Source organism: Bradyrhizobium sp. USDA 241 (genome assembly GCF_049739505.1).
Lineage (GTDB): Bacteria > Pseudomonadota > Alphaproteobacteria > Rhizobiales > Xanthobacteraceae > Bradyrhizobium > Bradyrhizobium liaoningense.
This window is the reverse complement of the sequence record NZ_JBMGPZ010000004.1, coordinates 2015634-2035379: the sequence shown is the minus strand read 5'-3', so window position 1 is coordinate 2035379 and position 19746 is coordinate 2015634. Positions and strand designations below refer to the sequence as shown.

18 protein-coding genes are annotated in these 19746 nt (G+C 62.8%); 7 read left to right on the top strand and 11 right to left on the bottom strand.

The genetic code is table 11. The features are described from left to right. Positions 1-36: 36 nt before the first annotated feature. The 3 genes from ABIF91_RS19365 to ABIF91_RS19355 form a co-directional block, all read right to left on the bottom strand. Positions 37-1305, bottom strand: a complete 1269-nt coding sequence (locus ABIF91_RS19365; RefSeq protein ID WP_038952271.1) for an IS256 family transposase — start codon at positions 1303-1305, stop codon at positions 37-39. 560 nt (positions 1306-1865) lie between these two features. Further along, on the bottom strand, positions 1866-2870 hold the full coding sequence (locus ABIF91_RS19360; protein WP_284282105.1) for a hypothetical protein: 1005 nt from the start codon (positions 2868-2870) through the stop codon (positions 1866-1868). Between the two features lie 495 nt (positions 2871-3365). Beyond that, positions 3366-5942 (bottom strand): autotransporter outer membrane beta-barrel domain-containing protein, encoded by a 2577-nt coding sequence (locus ABIF91_RS19355; protein WP_424579312.1) that lies wholly within the window; start codon positions 5940-5942, stop codon positions 3366-3368. Positions 5943-7074: 1132 nt separating this feature from the next. On the opposite strand from ABIF91_RS19355, the gene ABIF91_RS19350 reads away from it, so the two are divergent. Next, positions 7075-7368 (top strand): hypothetical protein, encoded by a 294-nt coding sequence (locus ABIF91_RS19350; protein ID WP_157783719.1) that lies wholly within the window; start codon positions 7075-7077, stop codon positions 7366-7368. A gap of 57 nt (positions 7369-7425) precedes the next feature. Here ABIF91_RS19350 and ABIF91_RS19345 read toward each other — a convergent pair. Then, positions 7426-8186, bottom strand: a protein-coding gene (locus ABIF91_RS19345; protein ID WP_110115998.1) for an IS5 family transposase whose coding sequence is annotated in 2 segments (ribosomal slippage) — positions 7426-7847 and positions 7847-8186 — 762 coding nt in all. Because the reading frame shifts where the segments join, the coding sequence is not laid out codon by codon here. Between the two features lie 215 nt (positions 8187-8401). Between ABIF91_RS19345 and ABIF91_RS19340 the strand changes: the two genes are divergently transcribed. Further along, a complete protein-coding gene (locus ABIF91_RS19340; RefSeq protein WP_407059938.1) occupies positions 8402-9001 on the top strand; it encodes a hypothetical protein in 600 nt (199 codons plus the stop codon). A gap of 44 nt (positions 9002-9045) precedes the next feature. On the opposite strand, the gene ABIF91_RS19335 is transcribed toward ABIF91_RS19340, so the two are convergent. The 5 genes from ABIF91_RS19335 to ABIF91_RS19315 all read right to left on the bottom strand — a co-directional run bounded on the left by ABIF91_RS19335 (position 9046) and on the right by ABIF91_RS19315 (position 13447). Continuing rightward, positions 9046-9969 carry an acetamidase/formamidase family protein gene (locus ABIF91_RS19335; RefSeq protein WP_028176319.1) on the bottom strand — a complete coding sequence of 308 codons (924 nt, stop codon included), beginning with the start codon at positions 9967-9969 and terminating at the stop codon, positions 9046-9048. A 73-nt stretch (positions 9970-10042) separates the two neighbouring features. After that, entirely contained in the window at positions 10043-10894 is an 852-nt protein-coding gene (locus ABIF91_RS19330; RefSeq protein ID WP_028176320.1) for an ABC transporter permease, read from the bottom strand. Further along, positions 10891-11718 (bottom strand): ABC transporter ATP-binding protein, encoded by an 828-nt coding sequence (locus ABIF91_RS19325; RefSeq protein ID WP_050995113.1) that lies wholly within the window; start codon positions 11716-11718, stop codon positions 10891-10893. Before ABIF91_RS19325 ends, ABIF91_RS19330 begins: the two co-directional genes overlap by 4 nt. Then, positions 11715-12758, bottom strand: a complete 1044-nt coding sequence (locus ABIF91_RS19320; protein ID WP_028176322.1) for an ABC transporter substrate-binding protein — start codon at positions 12756-12758, stop codon at positions 11715-11717. The genes ABIF91_RS19325 and ABIF91_RS19320 overlap by 4 nt, the downstream gene beginning before the upstream one ends. 308 nt (positions 12759-13066) lie before the next feature. Further along, complete coding sequence (locus ABIF91_RS19315; protein ID WP_028176323.1) at positions 13067-13447, bottom strand: transposase; 381 nt, start codon at positions 13445-13447, stop codon at positions 13067-13069. Between the two features lie 194 nt (positions 13448-13641). Here ABIF91_RS19315 and ABIF91_RS19310 point away from each other — a divergent pair, with 194 nt between their 5' ends. The 3 genes from ABIF91_RS19310 to ABIF91_RS19300 all read left to right on the top strand — a co-directional run bounded on the left by ABIF91_RS19310 (position 13642) and on the right by ABIF91_RS19300 (position 15860). Continuing rightward, positions 13642-14580: an acetamidase/formamidase family protein gene (locus tag ABIF91_RS19310; protein WP_028176324.1), complete on the top strand. Its 939-nt coding sequence runs from the start codon at positions 13642-13644 to the stop codon at positions 14578-14580. A gap of 111 nt (positions 14581-14691) precedes the next feature. Further along, complete coding sequence (locus tag ABIF91_RS19305) at positions 14692-15150, top strand: Rrf2 family transcriptional regulator (RefSeq protein ID WP_028176325.1); 459 nt, start codon at positions 14692-14694, stop codon at positions 15148-15150. A gap of 26 nt (positions 15151-15176) precedes the next feature. Then, a complete protein-coding gene (locus tag ABIF91_RS19300) occupies positions 15177-15860 on the top strand; it encodes a class I SAM-dependent methyltransferase (RefSeq protein WP_424579311.1) in 684 nt (227 codons plus the stop codon). Positions 15861-15875: 15 nt separating this feature from the next. Here ABIF91_RS19300 and styB read toward each other — a convergent pair whose 3' ends face one another. Further along, positions 15876-16361 carry a styrene monooxygenase NADH-dependent flavin reductase subunit StyB gene (gene styB, locus ABIF91_RS19295; protein WP_035678322.1) on the bottom strand — a complete coding sequence of 162 codons (486 nt, stop codon included), beginning with the start codon at positions 16359-16361 and terminating at the stop codon, positions 15876-15878. Between the two features lie 24 nt (positions 16362-16385). Then, a complete protein-coding gene (gene styA, locus ABIF91_RS19290; protein ID WP_028176328.1) occupies positions 16386-17636 on the bottom strand; it encodes a styrene monooxygenase subunit StyA in 1251 nt (416 codons plus the stop codon). Positions 17637-17738: 102 nt separating this feature from the next. Between styA and ABIF91_RS19285 the strand changes: the two genes are divergently transcribed. Beyond that, positions 17739-18668, top strand: coding sequence for a LysR family transcriptional regulator (locus ABIF91_RS19285; RefSeq protein WP_028176329.1), 930 nt, complete (start codon positions 17739-17741; stop codon positions 18666-18668). A 30-nt stretch (positions 18669-18698) separates the two neighbouring features. Next, a complete protein-coding gene (locus tag ABIF91_RS19280; RefSeq protein ID WP_028176330.1) occupies positions 18699-19721 on the top strand; it encodes an LLM class flavin-dependent oxidoreductase in 1023 nt (340 codons plus the stop codon). Positions 19722-19746: the final 25 nt, after the last annotated feature.

The following is a 19746-nucleotide window of genomic DNA, read 5'->3' as shown; positions in this document are numbered from 1 at the left end:
TAGGAGCTATGGCTGATTTTGGGTGACGCGGCCTGATCAGGCGGCGTGGCTTTCAGTGTTCGGAATGACTTCGATTCCGTCGATGAACTTTACACCGGCGATGACTTTCGGCAACTGGTTCGTGCTCTTCAATCGCCGCCAGGTCTTCGATGCGGCGTCGATGAGCTTGAACACCATCAGCTTCGCAGTTTGTTGCGACAGCGATCCCTTGGTCCGCACCGTTCGGTGGCGCACCGTGGCGAAGACGCTCTCGATCGGGTTCGAGCTGCGTAGGTGGATCCAGTGCTCAGCAGGGAAGTCGAAGAAGGCGAGCAGCGCATGGCGATCCTTGATCAGGCACTCCACCGCACGTCCGTATTTGACGTGGTATTTCTCGACGAAGACGTCGATCGCGGTTTCAGCTTCGGCCCGGTGTGGGGCCAGATAGATGTTCCGCAGGTCGTTCTTCATGGGGCCCTGCACGGATTTGGCGACCTTGTCGAGTACGTTGCTCACTTTATGGCACCAGCATCGTTGGTGCCGCGTGCCGGGAAAGGCCTCGTCCAGTGCCTTCCAGAAGCCGAGGGCGCCGTCGCCGATGGCGAGTTGCGGGGCAATCCGTAACCCGCGTTGCCGCAGGTCGATCAGGAGTTCGCGCCAGCTCTGCGCGCTCTCGCGCACGCCGACCTGGAAGCCGATCAGCTCCTTCTTGCCTTCCGGCGTGGTGCCAATCAGCACCAGCATGCATTCGCTGTGATCTTCCATGCGGGCCTGCAGGTACACGCCATCGGCCCAGATGTAGACATAGCGACGCGCCGACAGATCGCGTCTCTGCCAGCGTTCGTACTCGACCTGCCAATCGGCCTTCAGGCCGGCGATCACCGAAGGCGACAGGTTCGGCGCATCCTTGCCGAGCAGCGCCGAGAGCGCCTCCTGGAAGTCGCCGGTCGAGATGCCGCGCAAATAGAGGACCGGGATCAAGGCATCCAGGCTCTTCGTCCGCCGCGCCCATAGCGGCAGGATTGCCGAACTGAAGCGGAGGCGGTCGCCTGGCCCGCTCGCTCCGCGGTCGCGGACCTTGGGACGAGCGACCTCCACCGGACCGATGCCGGTCGCAATCTCGCGCACCGGACCGTGCCCATGTCGGACCAGGCGCGCTCGACCGTCGGGCAGCGTCAGATTGGCCGTGCTGGCCAGAAACGCGCCAACCTCGATCTCGATCGCCCTGGCAAGCAGGTCCCGCGCGCCGGCACGAACGATATCGGTCAGTGGATCATCAACCGCGGACGGCTGACGGAAAGCAAGAACATTGGTAGTCTCGGTCATGGCGTATCGCTCTCCTCGAGAGGTTCTGGCAGGCTCGTCACCCGCCTCGATACGCCGCCTTCCTCACACCGTCATCACCCAGATTCCGCCATAGCTCGCCGCATAGGCAAAGGGACCTCATCACTTCGCCTCGTAGTCCGGTGCTATCGGCTATCCAGCTGGCTTGTTAGTATCTAGTCCGCTATGGGCTTCTTGGCGACCGCTGATGCCCGTTTGCAGTTACGGTCGACAAGTGGCCCGTCAGCGAAGTGGCAGCACGCCTCATCGAGGTCCGTTCAATGGGGCATACCGGACCGAATCTACTCACGTTGAGTTCTTCGCGTTTTGACCCTGGCTGTGTGAAAACGTGAAATCTCCCGAAGGGCACAGAATCTGCTTCTCGGATACGGCAGCGCCGCAGTTCAGTATGCTCCTCATGCTCCCAGAGCGGGCTTTCGAAGGAATACTTTTCTCTGCAATTTGCTCTGCGTTGCGTTTTTACACGGCCAAGACCCTTTGCGGACATATCGAAATCAGAAAAGACCAAAAGGGAGGCCGAGACGAGAGGCACCGCGGCTCAACTACGGAAGTCCTTTTTTCACCGTAAAGGGATTGAACCCACGTTCCGCGAGGGCAGCCCACGAAGCTGCGCCAAGATGTGACAATCGGAAATAGAGTCGTGGCTTGGTCGGATCGGTGTCCAACATGAACCCGGTCGGTAACTCGCGGACAGTTGTGGCATAGAACCCACCATCCGGCGACCTCTGGGATTCGATTACGGCGATCAACGAGTTTGCCCTCCCAGTCCTGCCGAGCAATTTCATTAAGAGAGCCATTTGGCCCGTCCCTTCGGTCCACACACCATCTCGGTCTTCACCGTAAGAAAAGCCCTCGTCGACACTCATTCGCTGTTCGGCGGTCGTAATTGCCGATGCAAATTTCTCGACCGCTCCGTGGAGCGCCATTAAAGGCCAGACCTGAGCATCGAGAGCCAAAATCGGATTGTGGGTGACGCCGTCTTCAGCGGTCCCTGCAGCGAAACAGGCGCATGCCGGATTCCACATCGTATTTACGAAGTGCTCAGCGGCCGTCGCCTTATCACGCCAGCGCGAATCCCCTGTACGGATCGCAAGAAGGCCAAACGCGGCGGCGAGGTCAGTATTATGTTCAGTCGATTTCCACATCCGCACTTCCGGCGTCGGTTCGTGCCCAAACGTACCGCCCGTGAAGCCGCCAGTACCGCGCGTGTCGGCCCATTGCGCGACCCAGGTGCCAAGCCGTGCCGCACCATCGCGGAACCGAGAGCTGGCGCTCACATCGTCAATCGACAGCAAAGCCAACATTGCCCATGCAACGTTGCCATTATCGCTGCCCACCTGATACCGATCTTCTAACCACTTTTTTTGAGTATTGTCCCACCAACCCGGAAGTTTGGCGGAGCCACTCGCCACCACACCCGCGGCGTAAGCGTTCCGGAGCCGTCCATCGTGCCAAGTCCGGTCGTTATCGATGGCCCAGAGAATCGCCGCGCCGATCCGACGTGCTTTGTCTCGCTCACCGCAACCGACTAATGCGATGGCGGCCACCGCATTGTCATAAAGGTATGCGGCGCCATGGAGAGGCCCCGATTCCACGGTTGGATAGCTGGGCAAGAACAACGGCCCAGGCGGTGCCTTATCGATTAGACCAGCGAGGTACCCGCATGCAGACGCTTCTGGTGTTGCTAAAGCCCGTGGTGGAGTGGCGGCCATAATGACTATGAAAGTCGTTACGATCCATACGAAGGTTTCTATTCGGGCCACATGCTGTTCTCCGGGGTGGACGATGATCCTATATACCGTCGGCGATGTCTGGAAGTGGCCCGTGGCTGCCCTTCGCTCAGAAGACTGAGCGGTCAGCTTTCGGGAGGCGAGCCGAACAGTGCAATTCGGCCTGGCCAAGGCAGCCTTTGACCCAGTGCAGAAATCAACACGGCTTGAAAGCGTCGCACCTGCGTGCTCGCTACGGAGAAGCTGGCACGTCTTGCTGTCTGAGCGGCGCCGCTCTTGTCGCTGGCGCGCCTCGGACTGCGAGCGCGTTATTTACCAAGTGAGGCGGAAGCCGCCAGTGCCCTTGTAGTTGCGGTTGTCCGACCCGTCGTCGAGGCTCGCATTGTAGGAAACCTCGCCGAAGATAGCGTAGCGCCCGTTGGCCCAGCTGTAGGTGCCGCCGCCGCCGATGCTGGCCCACAGCCGATCCTGCGCATTGGCAAAGCCGGTGCCCGCGACATCGACCTTGGTGCCGTTGAGGAATTCGTAGCGCAGATTTGCGATGCCGTAGATGTCGGATCGCACGATGCCCGTGCCGTCATTCCAGGTCTTCTGATGGTCGAGCGCAAGCCCGGCCCGGCCGAGCAGGCTGTCGCCATCGCGCAACGACACCGGCGCACCGAACCGGTCGGCAAAATCGTCGAAAGCGACCTTCGCATAGGAAAGCTGCGCCTGCGGCGTCAGCGACCAGCCGTTGCCGAAGCCGATGCGCTTGCCGGTTTCGGCGCTGAAAGCGTATCCGACGCCTTCATTGCCGTGGGTCATGCTGCCAACCAGCACGGAAGACAGATCGCTGCGATAGAACATCGACTGCGCCTGACCGTCGACATAGAAGCCGTTGTCGCCATACCAGGTCAGCGTGGCGCCGACGCCGGTTCCCTCGACGCGGATACGGCCATTGCCGTGGAACGAGGCGACATCGGCGGTCGTCAGGCCATATTGCGCGGTGAGGCCGACGATCAGCCGCCCTCGCTCGTTCTCCAGCGCGAGACCATCGAGGCCCGTCTGCACCTTCAACTGGTCGGCCTTGGTGGTCGAGCCCGTGGTGTTGGACGGCTGCAGATCGGAATGCCCGCCCTCGATGCGGCCCCAGAACGCCGTGGGCGTCGGCGACGCCACGCCTAGCACCGGTGGCACCACACCCGCGCGCGCCATCGCATCGCTGCCACCCCAATAGCGATTGCCGGCACGCTGCTGCAGCGTCGGCAGATCGTTCATGCCGAGCAGCACCTGCGCGTAGTTCTCGTAGAGCGGAACGCCGGGCTGGTAGAGCGGACCGGAGGGTGCCGAGACCGGCGGATTGATCAGGCTCGAGCGCAGATACCAATCGCCGTCACCGGGAGTGGCGATGCCGTTCTTCTGCAACGTGTAGGCATAGGCGCCGCCGACCACCGCCTGCTCGCCGTGCAACACGTAGTTGCCCAGAAGCGAGAAGCTGCCGTTGGACGCGCCGACGACGTCGACCACCTTGATGCCTTCGACGGTCTGCGCACCGGTGCCGCCGACATTGGTGACGCGCAGCGACGATGTGCCCGACGTGCTTCCCTGCACCCGCAACAGGTCAGTCGGAGAACTGTCGCCGCCGAGCCGGGTGTTGAGCTGCACGGTGCCGCCGTTGCCCACGTAATTGCCGGTCACGGTGAGCGTCGTTCCCGGCGCGCTGCCGAGGGCAACAACGCCGGCATTGCCAAGCGAGGCGACCGTTTGGTTGAAGCCGGCGAGGTCGAGCATGCCGCCGGAGGCGACCGTAAAGGCCGAGGCCGCGCTGAACGTGTTTGCGGCCCCGGCGCGGAGGGTACCGGCGTTTACATTGGTCGCACCGTTGTAGGTATTGGCGCCCGCCAGCGTCTGGGTGCCGCCAGTGAGCGTCAGGCCGCCCGTGCCCCCGATCACGCCGGCGAACACATCGTTCGCGTTGGTGATCGTCAGGTTCTTCACGCCGAGCGCGACTGTCCCGGTTCCTGCCAGGCTTTGAATGTTGGTGCCGGCAGCAGTGATGCCCGAGATGCTGAAAGTTCCGTTTGCGACGACCCGGCTTGACGCGGCTATCGAACCATTAAAAGCAAGGGCAAGCGTGCCGGACGTGATCACCGTAGCACCGGCATAGGCATTGGATGCGCGGAGATTGAGGGTGCCCGCGCCGGTCTTGGTCAATCCTCCGACGCCGGAAAAACCGCCGTTCGCGCTTACCGTGAACGCCTGCGTGTCGACGGTCAGGCCGCCCGCGGCGATATTGAGGTTTCCCGGCGCGAATGCGGCGATGAAGCCGACGCTGTTTATTCGGGCGCGCAGGATGGCATTGTCGAAATTGATTTGGGCGGCTCCCCCCGTACCGGGGCGAGACAGGATGGTCGTCTCGAGCGTGCTGCCGCCACTTATATTGAGCGTGCCCGTGCCGGCGGCGAAGCTTCCGAGAAGAACCCCTGATTGGGCGACAACTCTGGCGCCGTTCTGAATGTTGAGTGTACCATTGCCACTGGCGCCGATTTCGATCTGGGTGCCGGATGTCGTCCATTGCGATCCGGCCCCGCTGACGGTGACGGTGCCGTTGCTTCCGCCTGCGACTCCAATCGCAATCGTCGCGGCGCTGCTCGTCAGCGTGCTGCCGTTCTGGATCGTCAGGTTGCCGAACGATCCGGTCGTATTGCCGACGGTCAGTTGACCTGTCGCGCCGGCAGCGGCACCGCCTACGCCGAGGATGGTCGGATTGGGCGATGTCGTGTTGATGGTGACGACGTTGCCCGCGATTGGCACCGCGCCACCAGACCAGTTGCTCCCGGCCGTCCAATCGCTGCTCGCGGTTCCCGTCCATGTCTGTGCCGAGACCGAAGCGCCGGTCAGGGCCGTCAACACGAACGCCGGGACAGTTGTCAGGATTAAGTGAAGCAGGCGCGTCCGGATGTTGCTCGATGGAGACGGCCGAACCCGGTTCGGACTGCTCTGGGACACGTCATTTCGTTGTCGTCGGATCGTCGCGGGCCGGATGCATTCGCGCATTCGCTATTCCAGTCAGCTTCACACCATTCGAGGATGCGGATTTCTTTTGCGATCCAGAAAAGACAACCACAACGTTATGCGAAGAGAAACAAACAGACAAGATTCGAAACATGACCCTTCAAGAAACGACCCGGAGTGTGCCCTTTGCGCAACCAAAGACGCTTAACGAGATCTTTCGAGACCAGGTCTCCGACCCAACGTTGACATCGTCGCTATCGAGAGGCGGCGTTACGACGGCCGGTGACAGCAATTGCAGCGGCAAGACGATCCAGGGTCGCAGGCACTTTCCGCGCTGCCGTTCGCTAACACTGAACCTCGATCACCCTTTGGGGGCGGCCCTCTGTTCATGCTGTCGACCAGGGAACTGACGGCCAGTCGAATGCGTAATAGGATCGGAAGTGCTGAACCCTGCGGATTAGGACCCGTAAGCACGAGGTGCGTCATGAAGCGTCGTCGTTTCAAGCAAGCCCACCCCCTCGAAACACGGCTAGCCGAGGAAGCCAAAAGTCTACGTGAGCAAGCCGAGACATTGCCGCCGGGACCAAAACGAGACGCCTTGTTACGGAAGGCCCAGCAGGACGAAATCGGTGCTCACATGACAGAGTGGCTGACATCTCCCGGCTTGAGATCGCCGACCTAGGAACGAATGCAAGGCAACGAATGCAAGGCCTCGCCTGTTGTTGCAGATCACCGACAGTTGCACCGGGCGCCGGTGGCAGAGAGGCGGGTTTAAAAGTAACAATGCCCGACGTACCTTGAATGCGTTCGCGGCGGGGAATCACGACAGCGATACAATGTCGCTGATGATTTGAACCTTGGTTTCCGCATCGCAGACATAGCAGCAGCCGGAGACTTTAGGAGCCACCCAGCTGGGTCTGGAGTTGGCGCTTCATGTGAAGTGGTTCATATCAGGGCCCCCGGTGGTTCGATTACTCTGATTGCGGAAGTCGCGGCGCAAATCTCTTTGCTGCTTGAGGAGATTGCAGTGACGAAGATCATTCTGATGGCCGCCATCAGGGCGGTAATCGTGCTGCTGGCATGGTCCTTCGCGGCGCACGCGCATGATCAGAACCGCCCCGAGCTCGATGGCGAGAGCCCAGAAAGCGGCAGCTTGTACGATTGGACGCTCGGCGAGGCGCCGCGGATCGAGATCCGTTGTTTCATCCCCCGGGGCCATGATGTGACCGACATAGCGTTTTCAAACGCAGCCTGTCCTACGCCTGGTGGTCGTTGTGGGCCGAAGCTGTTCTGGCGGAGCGATACTGAAGCAGTTTTCTGATCGTCGATAAGCGCGCGCCTTGCACAAGAGAGGCTGCCATGGGCTTAGGGTCCAGACTCAATTGAGCCAATATGCGACGAGAGCGGCGAGATGAACAGCGGCCAAAAAATTACGGGCGAGCTTGTCATATCGCGTGGCGATGCGCCGGAAGTCCTTGAGCCTGCAAAAGCAGCGTTCGATGACATTTCGTCCTTTGTAGGCGCGTTTGTTGAAGCGATGGATGACGACACGGTTAGATTTATTGGGGATTACGGGCTTGGCGCCACGACGAATGATTTCGCCGCGAAGCTTGTCGCCATCATACCCTTTGTCGGCGAGGAGCACGCTCATGGGTGGCGCGAGCGCCAGGACATCGGGAGCCGCAGCGATATCGGCATCCTGGCCTGGAGTCAGATGCAGGACGACCGGCCGGCAGAGCGGATCGCTCAGCGCATGGATTTTTGTCGTGCGGCCTCCGCGCGAGCGGCCGATTGCTTGATTGTGCTCCCCCCTTTTCCGCCGGAGGCACACCGGTGAGCTTTAATCGAGGTCGAGTCGAGCGACAGTACGACGCCGTCTTCGCCAGGCTTGGCCAGCGCTTCGAAGATTGCGCACCATCGTCCTCGCTTGGCCCAGCGATTGAAGCGATTGTAGATCGTCGTGTAAGGGCCGTATTCACGTGGACAATCACGCCATCGTGCACCCGATTGCAGCATGTGAATGATGCCGCTGACGATGCGTCGGTCGTCGTCCCGATCCGGCCCCGTCAGTCCCCTCGGCAGATGCGGTTCGATACGCGCCCATTGCCTGTCGTTCAGCCAAAACAAACCAGCGCGCATTCTCTCGCCCCCGAATCAACACGTAGGCAAGAGAATCACGTGGCGCTATTTAGGTACAGACCCTAGTTCTTCATCAGGAAGTTGATTGCCGCGTACGACATGATCGTTGGACAAGGGGGCATCACAGCCGCCGTCTTGTTTGCGCGATGCTCTGCGCGGTGTGCATATTCCAACTCGCGAGTGAAGCTCGGGCGCAATGCACCGCACGAGATGTCTTGCAGAACCATTTGACGCTCAAGAAAGCCCCTTCGGCTGCCGTGCCGCAGGTGCCGGTCAGATCCGCCACCGATGTCCCAACATGGAAAACGATTGCGCTGGGGACTTTTGCAGACTCGTTCGCTCTCCGTAGCGCGCTGGACAAGAAAGGCTGCAGCGTCGGAGGGCTGGCTGCGGAAATTCTCGCTCGACCGGCCTTCGTCGTTGGTTCTACGAGAACAGACGTGGAGCTCGTCGCGGTATCGGCGGTCGAACTCGGCTTCATAACCGATGTCGTAACTCTGGCTTCAATCTATGCGCGTGCTCAGCGATTCGGTTTTGAACTTGCGGCTGCGGAGGTCGGCCCACAACTGAGGCTTCAGTATCTGGACCAACCCATGGGCGAATTTCTCATCATCGGAATGGAGCCAATCAAGACGTGGAGCGGCGAGCCAGTCATTCTAAATGTGGCAAATGGCGGGGCCGGGCTTATCCTCATTGGTCAAGATGGCCGACCTGACGCAGAAATAGCAGCGATCTCCCGCATTGTATTCGTACGGTCCAACAGAGCCGTGCCCGCTGACGAGCTTGCGAAGGCGGCAGCACTCCCGCCGCCCTGAACACGATGCGCCGGCAGCTGGTGCGCACACCGGCTGACAACCGCTCAGCCGTGGTACCGCTCGAGCAGGCTTCGTTCGACCTTGCAGATGTAGGTGTACTTCGGATTGACCACCTGCGTGCAGCGGGCTTCCGCAATCTGGCCGAGCAGCATGTATCCCTCCGCAGCCGGAATCTTCCAGTCGTCCTCCATCCAGTAGACCATTTCCTCGAACGCGATGCGCATCGCGTCTTCGAGCGGGCGGGCGCATCCCAGCGTGCAGATGTGGGTCGCGGTCTCGATGCGCGGATGATTCAGCCTCGCGGGGGCCTTGGCCAGCGAGACCTTGACGGTAAGATTGGCAGCGATCTCGATCGCGCCCATGCCGTTGCATTCGCCGTCGCCCTGGATGGCGTGACAGTCGCCCAGGAAGAGATGGGCGCCGTCCTTGTTGACGCGGAAGAAGATGCTGTTGCCCGTGGTGATTTCCTGGACGTCCATGTTGCCGCCATGCGTCCCGTTGTCGACGGTGAGGACCGCTCCGTGCACCGGGGCGACACCGGCCACGCCGATCATCGGCTTGACCGGCAGGCGGAGATGCTCGTTCCAATGCACGTGGCCGTCCTTGACTTCGACGACGCGTGTCTGGATGCCGAACTCCTTGCGCCTGACCCAATCGGGAAACATGCCAATGCCCGACCAGAGCGCCGTGAAGCCGAGTTTGTCGAGCTCCATGTTCACCACATCGAGACGCAGCATGTCGCCGGGCTTTGCGCCGCGCACCTCGATCGGTCCGGTGGCGCCGTTGACGAACGGCATCGTCACGTCCGCCTCGGTCAATTGCTGCCCGAGATGACGGATGGTGCCGTCATTGGCATTGATGGCGCATTCCACCACGAAGGTTTCGCCGGGCTCGACGCTAGCGATGAACTTGTCGTCGCCGGACAGCGCGTATTTGATGTTACCGGCCTTGCTGATGCGCTTGGACATGGTCTCTCCGTGGACATTTGCGGATGTGATGAGGTTGACGCGCGAAGCGGATGAGAGGCGCAGACGATCTTCCCTAGGCCTGTCGGCGCCAGGGCATCAGCAGCCGTTCGATCTTGCCGACCAGCCAGGTGAGAACCAGCGCGAGCACGATCGTCACGACCAGCGCGGCAAAGACCTTGGGAATGATGTAGAGCGATCCGGCTTTGAAGATGGCGTGTCCCAGCCCCTCTGACGACGACATAAACTCACCGACGATGGCGCCGATCAACGCGAAGCCGACCGTCAGCTTCAGCCCTGCGAAGATATCGGTGAGCGACGCCGGGATCACGAGCTTCCGGAAGATCTGGAATTTCGAGGCACCCAGGGTCGTCATGAGATTGATCTGGTCTCCATCGACGCCGACTGCTCCCTTGTAGGACGTTACCAGCGCGACGATCACCACCGACAGGGTCGACATTGCAACCTTCGAGACCAGTCCGGTGCCGAACCAGATGATCACGATGGGCGCGAGCGCGATGATGGGGATCGAGCCGAGTGCGATGACGAACGGTTCGACGACCCGGGACACGAAACGCGAATACCAGAGCGACAGGCCGAGGAGAGTGCCGACCAGGTTGCCCATGAAGAAGCCGAGCAGCGTCTCCATGCCGGTGACCGCCGCATCACGCCACAGGCTGCCGTCCTGTGCCATCTGCATCAGGAATCCCGCGATTGCCGACGGCGATCCGAACATGAAGGCGGCCGGGCTGCCCTTCGGCGTGGCGCGTTCCCAGACGACAAGAAGAGCGGCCAGAACGAGAACTTGAGTCGCCAGCACGGCGACGCCGAAGCGCAAGCGCTTCCACTTTGCACGTGCCACCGGCGACGGAACGCTTCCGGCAGGCTTCGACGCGTCAACCATGCTGGTCTCGATATCCGTCGTCATTGGATCGCAACGTCGAGATCGGCCCAGATGCGCCGGACGTAGCGGCTAAAATCCGGGTTTTCGCGCAGCGAGATGACGTCGGCGCGATCGGAGCCGAGTTCGATCTCGTAAGCCGCCTTCACCGCAGTCGGCCGCCGCGTCAGCACGATGACGCGATCCGCAATCGAAACCGCCTCCTCAATGTCATGGGTGATGAGCAACATCGAGCGCCCGCCTTTGCGGACCAGACTGACCATGTCACTCTCGATGAGCAGCTTGGTCTGAAAATCGAGTGCGGCGAACGGCTCGTCCAGGAGCAGCACGTCCGGGTCATTCACCAGCGTGCGCGCCAACGCGACCCGCTGCCGCATACCGCCCGACAACGTCGCGGGATAGTGGTCTGCGAACCCATGCAGTCCAAGCTGGTCGAGCATGGCCCGGCTGCGGTCTTCGGCCTCGACAGTTGGAACACCCCGGATCTCCAGGCCGAGCATGGTGTTGGCGAGCGCCGTGCGCCACGGGAACAGGAGGTCCTTCTGAAGCATGTAGCCGACGTTCTGAGGCTGACCAACGACCTGCCGGCCGTGCCAGCGGATGCGGCCGGCATCGGGCGCCAGCAGACCACAGAGCGTGTTGAGCAATGTGGTCTTGCCGCAACCGGAGGGACCGACAATGCTGACGATCTCACCCTTGCGCAGCGTGAGGCTGAGATCGGCAATCACCGGCACGACCTGCCCGTTGAGATCGTAGCCTTTTGCGACGTGCTCGACGACGAGCGGGAGAGCAGTGCCGTTCACGGCCTCGCCCTCACCAGGCCTTGCGTGTGTGGCAGCCTCAACGCTCATTTCAGGCTGGCAATCGCCTTTTCGGCAAACGAGTTGTCGATGATCTGATCGAACGGGACTGATCCCTTGGCGTTGCCGAGGTAGATCTGCATGTCCATCAGGTTCTTCCACTGATCCTGCTTGGTGATGACCGACTGCGCCGGAATGAGGTATTTGAGCTCGGCGTCGATCGCCTTGTCGACGACCTCACCGGGTAGATCGGGGAATTCCTTGCGCGCGACCTCCTTGGCGAAGGCGGGATCGGCGTAGGTCTTGCGCGAGGCCTCCTCGAAGGAGGTGACCAGCGCCTGCACCATTGCAGGGTCCTTCTGGAGCGTCGAGGGCAGCACCATGATTCCGGTGTTGCAGAACGGCCCGACATAGTTCGAGAAGTCGAACACGACCTTGGCGCCTTGAGCCTCCGCGGCGGCGACGCTCGGCTGATAGGCGACCGCCATGTCGGCCTGCCCGGCCAGCATCGCCGCGATCTCGGTGCCGGGATTGACCGGAACGATCGTAGCGTCGGTGCCCAGCTTCAGGCCGGCCTTCTCCAGCATCCGCTTGGTGACGCTGAAATTGGTGTTGGGCTCGGGCGAAGTGACGATCTTGAGACCCTTGAACTCCTTCGGATCGGTGATCGGCTTGAGCGTCTTGGACACCCCAAAATAGTGCGCGCGCTGCACGACCGTACCGACCACGACGCCGGGGCCGCCGTTCTCGCGGGAGATCTGCGCCATGGTCGCATCGCCAATCGCGAAATCCGCGGAGCCGCCGAGCACGGCCGCAAAGGTCTGGGTGTCGCCGCCGGCGGCGGTCACCTTCATGTCGAGACCGTTCTTCTTGAAGATGCCGGCATGTATGCCGACGTAGAGGTTGATGTAGCCCAGATTGTGCACGGCTTCGCTGAAGCGAACGGTCTTGAGCTCGGCGGCGGAGGCAATGCGGGATCCGAGCAACGGCGCGGCGCCGATTCCGGCGGCGACAACGGACGAGGCGGCAAGGAAGGTGCGGCGGCTGAGCGCACGGCTGCTCGGCGGCGCGGGACGAACACGGTCGGTCATGGCGCTGACTACTCCAGGGAAATGCTGACGGGGCAGCCCAAAGACTTGGCGCCGACTGCTCCGCATCAAGCCGAAATAAGCGACGCGATTTGCTTGCGATTTGGCGCGGCCCCTCAATATGTCACGCCATTGACGCAGAGTGCCGGTGCATGGCCTGAAGACGCGGCTTTGCTGCCCGCCGCATCATCGCGCTGCCGAATTCGGCACCGCGTGCGAACGGTTTTCGTCATTTCTGACATTTTGACTGCATAAAAGATTTGCAGGCCGCTTAGCGTATAGCCACGCCCGTCCGCGACGGCTGCACGCGACTACGGGTTGACGCGCACCGACGAGAAGCGGCCAGTCAAAGCCCCTCCGCATTTTTCGGCCGCGATGCGGCTCGCCCGGGTCGGCTCGCGCGGCATCGCCGGGGACTGCAATGAAACCTCGTCCTTCCTGACGCCGCCATCCGCCTTGCGCAGAAGTTCGAAGAGATTATTGACCAGCCCGCGCAAACGCAGATTCTCCGATTTCAGATCGTTCATCCGCTGGACGGCGGGAACATCGAGCGTGCCGAAGTTGCGACGCCACCGGTAGAAGGTACGTTCTGTGATGCCGGCGGCCTTGCAGATTTCTGCAACGGACACCCCGGAACTCGCCTCGGCGAGGAGATGAATGATCTCATTCTCGGTGAATCGGGATCGCCTCATCGCTCTCTCCATCGGCCCGTCATTTGCAGAGGCTCGAACGCCGGCCCCGCGCTGGGCCCGAGGCCAGTATAGCCGAAGGATCGCCGGCGCCTAGAATATCCGAGGACGATTTTGCCGGTCGCAGCCGTGGCGATCCGGGGCGGATTGCTCTTGGAGCCCAAAAATGCCCGAACCGCTACGCCTGGAGTTGTCCAATGCAGCGCCGCCACGAGATACCCGCCACGCCCGAAAACATGGTGTGGGGCTATTTGGACTGCAACACGCCGCCTGTCCTCGAGGTCAGTTCCGGCGACAGCGTGACACTGCACAGCTTCCCGGCCGGAGGAAAGGAGACGCTGCCGGATGATCGGTCTTTGGTCGGCGAAGACTATCTGCTCGCCCTGGATACCATGCCGCCCGGGCCGGGGCCTCACTTCATCACCGGGCCTATCTATGTGCGCGGGGCCAATGTCGGCGATGCGCTCCAGGTCGACATCCTCGACGTGAAGGTGCGCCAGGACTGGGGCTTCGTGTCAGTCCTTCCTCTGCTCGGAACGCTGCCGGACGAGTTCACGGATTATGAAACGATCCATCCCAGGATCGACCGCAAGCGCGGGGTCTGCATCATGCCGTGGGGCACCGAGATCCCACTCGCTCCCTTTTTCGGCATCATCGCCACTGCCCCGCCACCGAGTTGGGGCCGCTGCGGCTCCCCCGTTCCGCGCGCGTTCGGCGGCAACATGGACAACAAGGAGCTGCGGGCCGGCACGACGCTGTATCTGCCGGTGTTCAATGAGGGCGCATTGTTCTTCGCCGGCGACGGCCACGGCGTGCAGGGCGACGGCGAAGTCTGCATCACCGCGCTCGAGACCGGCGTGACCGGGACATTCCGCCTGACCGTGCGCAAGGACATGGATATCAAATGGCCCTTTGCCGAGAGCGCGACACATCTCATGTCGATCGGCCTCGACGAGGATCTCGATGATGCCGCCAAGCAGGCGGTCCGGGAAATGGTCAAGCATGTCTGCGCACGGACGAACCGAACGCGCAACGAGGCCTACATGTTGTGTTCGCTGGCCGGCAATCTGCGCGTCACGCAACTCGTCGACGGCAACAAGGGCATCCATATGCTGTTGCCGAAGGCGCTGCTATAGCGGCCCGCCCAGGCACCGAAAATCGATCCCAAGTACGGCTATCGCCGGCGTGGCCCCGCCATGCGTCGCGGGCGGCTTGACCTTTGCCGATTATGTAACTTATAAAGTTACATGAAACGGGATTCCCGACTATCCGGCGTGCTCCACGTCCTACTGCACATGGCGCAGCAGCCTGGGCCGTTCACGTCCGAGACCCTGGCGAAGGCCATGGACACCAACCCGGTGGTCATCCGGCGCATCATGGCGGGCCTGCGCGATCTCGGTTACGTCCGCTCCGAGAAGGGGCATGGCGGCGGCTGGCGGCTTGCGTGCGACCTCTCGAAGGTGACGCTGCGCGACGTCTACGCAGCGCTCGGCAGTCCCTCGCTGCTGGCCATGGGCAACCGGACCGAGGCGCCGGGCTGCCTGGTCGAGCAGGCGGTCAATGCCGCGCTCGATCAGGCCTTTCGCGATGCCGAGGCGCTGCTGCTGTCGCGGCTCGGCGAGGTGACGCTGGCGATGCTGGGCGAGGACCTGCGCAAGCGGCTCGGGTCTCGAAAGATCCACGATATCAGCGCGCATCGCGCGTGAATGACTCCATTCGCGGGGACGACATCATGACCGACATTCAAGCCGCATTCTCCGATCCGCAGTTCGTGGCGAGATACACCGAGGGGCCGCGGCACTTCGTACCGGGCTACGACGCCATGCAGTCGATGGCGGCGATTCTCCTGGCCGAACGCGTCCCCGGCGATGCGCGGGTGCTCGTCCTCGGCGCCGGCGGCGGCCTCGAGCTCAAGGCCTTTGCGCAAGCGCACCCCGCCTGGAGCTTCGACGGCGTCGACCCGTCCGCGGCGATGCTGGCGGCCGCCGGCCAGACCCTGGCCGAACTCGCACCACGCGCACGCTTTCATCAGGGCTATATCGACGATGCCCCGGAGGGGCCGTTCGACGGCGCCACCTGCCTGTTGACCCTGCACTTCGTCGACGTCGAAGAGCGGCGCCGCATCGCCACGGAGGTGCGCCGCCGGCTCAAGCCGCGCGCACCTTTCGTGGTCGTGCATCTGAGCGCGCCCCATGGCGAGGCGGAACGCCCGCTGTGGCTGTCGCGCTATTCCGCGTTCCTGGCCGCATCCGGCGTCGAGCCGGACCGGGCGGCGGCTGCGCGCGATGCCGTCACCAACCATCTGCAGATTCTCGCGCCCGCGCAGGATGAGGCTATTCTGCGCGAGGCCGGCTTCTCCGACCCCACCCTGTTCTACGCCGGCTTCGCCTTCCGCGGCTGGGTGGCCTACGCCTGAGGCGCCACGGCTCGGTCACCGATCCACCGGCACGCCGGGGCCGAGATGATACCGACTCGAGAAGAACACCAACGGCGTGGAGTCACGGTGATCGCAGCCCGAGACTTCAGCGATGATGAGCGTGTGGTCGCTGACCTCGACGTGCCGTGTGACCTCGCAGGCGAACCAGGCCATGCAGCCGGACAGGCGCGGCAGGCCGTCAACGATCTCGTAATGCGGCGCCGCGCCGGTGTTCGGCTGGCTCGCAAAATGCCGCGACAGATCCCGGCCGTGATCCGGCAGGACGTTGACGCAGTAGCGTCCCGTCGCCGAGATCGCCCGAAGCATGCGGCCGGGCATGACGGAGACCAGCACGGTTGGTGGAGAAAGGCTGACGGTGACGAAACTGTTCGCGGTCATGCCACAGACAGAACCGTGCTCATCCAACGCGGTCAGCACGGCGACGCCGGTCGCAAAGCGCGACGCGGCCTCGCGGAACGAGGCGGGATTGACGCGGGGCATGTCGCTTCTTGACCGCATCGAACTTCACGCAATCGCCCTGACGAGCTCAGGCGGCGCCGACATGCGTTCGATCCAGGCCTGGATGCGCTGCGGCGTGGAGATGCGGTCCCACTGCCGGTCCGGATAGTTGAAATTCTCCGTGAACTCGTTCGCCAGTGCCGGATTCTGGCTCATCGCGCCGATCAGCATGCCCAGCGCTTCCGTCGGCGGCTGCAGCATCACATTGGTCCAGCGCGAGGCCGCCAGCACGCGGTCCTGCCGCTTCAGGTCGATCTTCTCGCAGAGGCGCGCGTCGAGCGCATCGGCGTTGACGATCTCCTCGCCGAGCACGAAGGCCGCATAGGAGGCGACATTGGCGCCCTGGCCCATCATGGGATCGACGATCGCATGGACGTCGCCGAGCGCGATCGCGCATTTGCCGTCGTCGAATTCGACCACCGTATTGCGGACGGTCGGGACCACGCCGCCTTGCAGCAGATCCTGCGGCTGCGCGAGATCGAAGCGGACGGTATCGATGCGGTCGTAAGTGGTCGGGTGATGCTTCTCCAGCTTGCCCAGCAATACCTTCAGGAAGTGCTTCGGGTTGTCGTCGTAGCTGAGCGTCGCCAGCTCCTCCATGTCGCCACCCGGGACGTTCTCCATCAGCAGCGCGTTGGCAATCCCGCCGAACGTAATGGTCGGGATCACGATCATCTCGCCATGCCCGGGAGAGACCGAAAGCGTGACGTTCATGGGGGCGGGCTGCCGCACGCCGGTGTAGAGCCCGACGCATAGCCGCCGCTGCGGCTGCGAATAGGGCGTGTGCTCCGGCCGGTAGGTGAACAGCTGGCCGAGCGGCCCCTTGCCGGTGGAGACGACCAAGAGATCGAAGCGCGCGACCAGCGGACGGATGTCGCGCTCCTCGATGCGGCGATACTCGATCCTCCCGCCGCGCGTCGTGAAGTCCTGCATCAGGGCGGGAAGATAGATCCGGTAATCGACGGCGCGGCTTGGCTTGGAGAAATCGCCGCGAAAGCGCAGCGGCTGCGGGAAATTGAAGACGTGGTCGTGGTAATAATAGTGATCCTTGGGATCGGTCAAGTGATCGACACCGAGATAGTCCTCGCGGGCGATCGTGACGTGGTGATGCGCGACGGTGTTGAGCAGCCGGATGTTGCGGTAGTCCTCGGGCGGCCGGTCGGTGATGACCGTGGCATCCACGCCGTGCTTTTGCAGGTAGAGCGCGAGATGCAGGCCGGCGATGCCGGCGCCGACAATTCCGATATGGCGTGCCACGTGACTCCCTCCCGATTGCTTGCTTTGAGGGAGCCTAGCGGCCCGACATGTTGCGCACTACGGAATATATGGGATATCATTTATTCCGGATCGGAATGAATTATGGACCGGATCGATTGCCTGCGCGCTTTCGTTCGCACCCTCGAAGGCGGCAGCTTCTCGGCGGCGGCCAAGGAGCTCGGCATTGGCCAGCCCGCGATCAGCAAGCGCATCGCGCTGCTGGAGAGCGAGTTCGGCACGCAGCTGTTCTCGCGCACGACGCGCACGCTCAAGCCGACGGCTGAGGCGCACCGGATCTACGATCTCGCGCGGCAGATCCTCGACAGTTTCGACATGGCGCGGTCGAGCGTCGAACAGGCGGCGCCTCGCCCGACCGGCACGCTGCGGATCGGCGTGCCGTCATCGTTCGGGCGGCGCTACATGATGCCCGTCATCGCCGAATATGTGCGTCACTATCCGGAGGTTCGGGTCGACATCCGCTTCAGCGAGCGGTTCGTCAATCTGGTGGAGGAAGGCATCGAAATTGCCCTGAGGATCGGTAACCTGGAGGCGAGCACGCTGGTCGCCCGCCGGCTCGGCACCGTGCAGCGCTACCTGGTTGCGACGCCCACCTATCTACACGGCCGCCCGATGCCGCGGACGCCCGACGATCTCGGCTCGCACCAGTGCATCGTCTATTCCAGGATGTCGCCGGCGCAGCAATGGGCCTTCGAATCCGAGCATGGCCGTCACGTCGCGTCCATCAACGGACCCATCCATGTCGACGATGCCGACGCGATGCAGGAGGCGACGATGCATCATCTCGGCATCGCCGTCCTGCCCGACTGGAATGCCGCGGACGGCCTTCGCAGCGGCGAGCTCGAGCATGTGCTGCCCGACTACACGATCGCCGCGCTGCCGCTGCACGCGGTCTATCCGGAGACGCAGTGGATGTCGCCACGCGCGCGAACCTTCCTGGATCTCCTCGTGGAGCGCGCCGAACATTTCGCAATGTCCTGGCCGCAGAGCACCGGCATCCGTGCAGATGGTTGACGCCGTCCCGTGCGTCATTAAATGACGCCCATGAAAAAGATCGGATTCCTCTCCTTCGGGCACTGGACGCCCTCGCCGCAATCGCAGACCCGCTCCGCCGGCGACACGCTGCTGCAATCGATCGAGCTTGCCGTTGCGGCGGAACAGCTCGGCGCAGACGGCGCCTATTTCCGCGTCCACCACTTCGCGCGGCAGCTCGCCTCGCCCTTCCCGCTGCTTGCGGCCGTCGGCGCCAGGACCAGCAGGATCGAGATCGGCACGGCCGTGATCGACATGCGCTATGAGAATCCGCTCTACATGGTGGAGGACGCAGGCAGCGCCGACCTCATCGCCGGCGGCCGGCTGCAGCTCGGCATCAGCCGCGGCTCGCCGGAGCAGGTGATCGACGGCTGGCGCTATTTCGGCTATCAGCCGGCCGAAGGCCAGAGCGATGCCGACATGGGCCGGCGCCATGCGGAGGTCTTTCTCGATCTGCTCCGCGGCGAAGGTTTTGCCCAGCCCAATCCGCAGCCGATGTTTCCGAACCCGCCGGGCCTGTTGCGCCTGGAGCCGCATGCGCAGGGCCTGCGCGAACGCATCTGGTGGGGCGCCGGCTCGAACGCGACCGCGGTGTGGGCGGCGAAGCTCGGCATGAACCTGCAGAGCTCGACGCTGAAGAACGACGAGACCGGCGAAGCTTTCCATGTGCAGCAAGCCGCTCAGATCCGAAGCTATCGCGCGGCATGGAAAGAGGCCGGCCACACCCGAGAGCCGCGCGTGTCCGTCAGCCGCAGTATCTTCGCACTGATGAACGATCGCGACCGCGCCTATTTCGGCGGAGAGCGCGGCGGCGAAGACCAGATCGGCTTCATCGACCCGCAGACCCGGGCCATCTTCGGCCGCTCCTATGCCGCCGAGCCGGATGTGCTGATCGAGCAACTCCGCCAGGACGAGGCCATCGCCGAGGCCGATACCTTGCTGCTGACGATCCCGAACCAGCTTGGCGTCGCCTATTGCGCGCATGCGATCGAGGCGATCCTGACGCACGTGGCGCCGGCGTTGGGGTGGCGGTGACATGGACCGGCGCGGCACGACCAGA

Excerpts from the sequence above, each read along its gene's own strand:
- ABIF91_RS19365 (WP_038952271.1), bottom strand. The coding sequence starts at position 1,305 with ATGACCGAGACTACCAATGTTCTTGCTTTCCGTCAGCCGTCCGCGGTT.
- ABIF91_RS19335 (WP_028176319.1), bottom strand. The coding sequence starts at position 9,969 with ATGTCCAAGCGCATCAGCAAGGCCGGTAACATCAAATACGCGCTGTCC.
- ABIF91_RS19330 (WP_028176320.1), bottom strand. The coding sequence starts at position 10,894 with ATGACGACGGATATCGAGACCAGCATGGTTGACGCGTCGAAGCCTGCC.
- ABIF91_RS19325 (WP_050995113.1), bottom strand. The coding sequence starts at position 11,718 with ATGAGCGTTGAGGCTGCCACACACGCAAGGCCTGGTGAGGGCGAGGCC.
- ABIF91_RS19320 (WP_028176322.1), bottom strand. The coding sequence starts at position 12,758 with ATGACCGACCGTGTTCGTCCCGCGCCGCCGAGCAGCCGTGCGCTCAGC.
- ABIF91_RS19315 (WP_028176323.1), bottom strand. The coding sequence starts at position 13,447 with ATGAGGCGATCCCGATTCACCGAGAATGAGATCATTCATCTCCTCGCC.
- ABIF91_RS19310 (WP_028176324.1), top strand. The coding sequence starts at position 13,642 with ATGCAGCGCCGCCACGAGATACCCGCCACGCCCGAAAACATGGTGTGG.
- ABIF91_RS19305 (WP_028176325.1), top strand. The coding sequence starts at position 14,692 with ATGAAACGGGATTCCCGACTATCCGGCGTGCTCCACGTCCTACTGCAC.
- ABIF91_RS19300 (WP_424579311.1), top strand. The coding sequence starts at position 15,177 with ATGACCGACATTCAAGCCGCATTCTCCGATCCGCAGTTCGTGGCGAGA.
- styB (WP_035678322.1), bottom strand. The coding sequence starts at position 16,361 with ATGCCCCGCGTCAATCCCGCCTCGTTCCGCGAGGCCGCGTCGCGCTTT.
- ABIF91_RS19285 (WP_028176329.1), top strand. The coding sequence starts at position 17,739 with ATGGACCGGATCGATTGCCTGCGCGCTTTCGTTCGCACCCTCGAAGGC.
- ABIF91_RS19280 (WP_028176330.1), top strand. The coding sequence starts at position 18,699 with ATGAAAAAGATCGGATTCCTCTCCTTCGGGCACTGGACGCCCTCGCCG.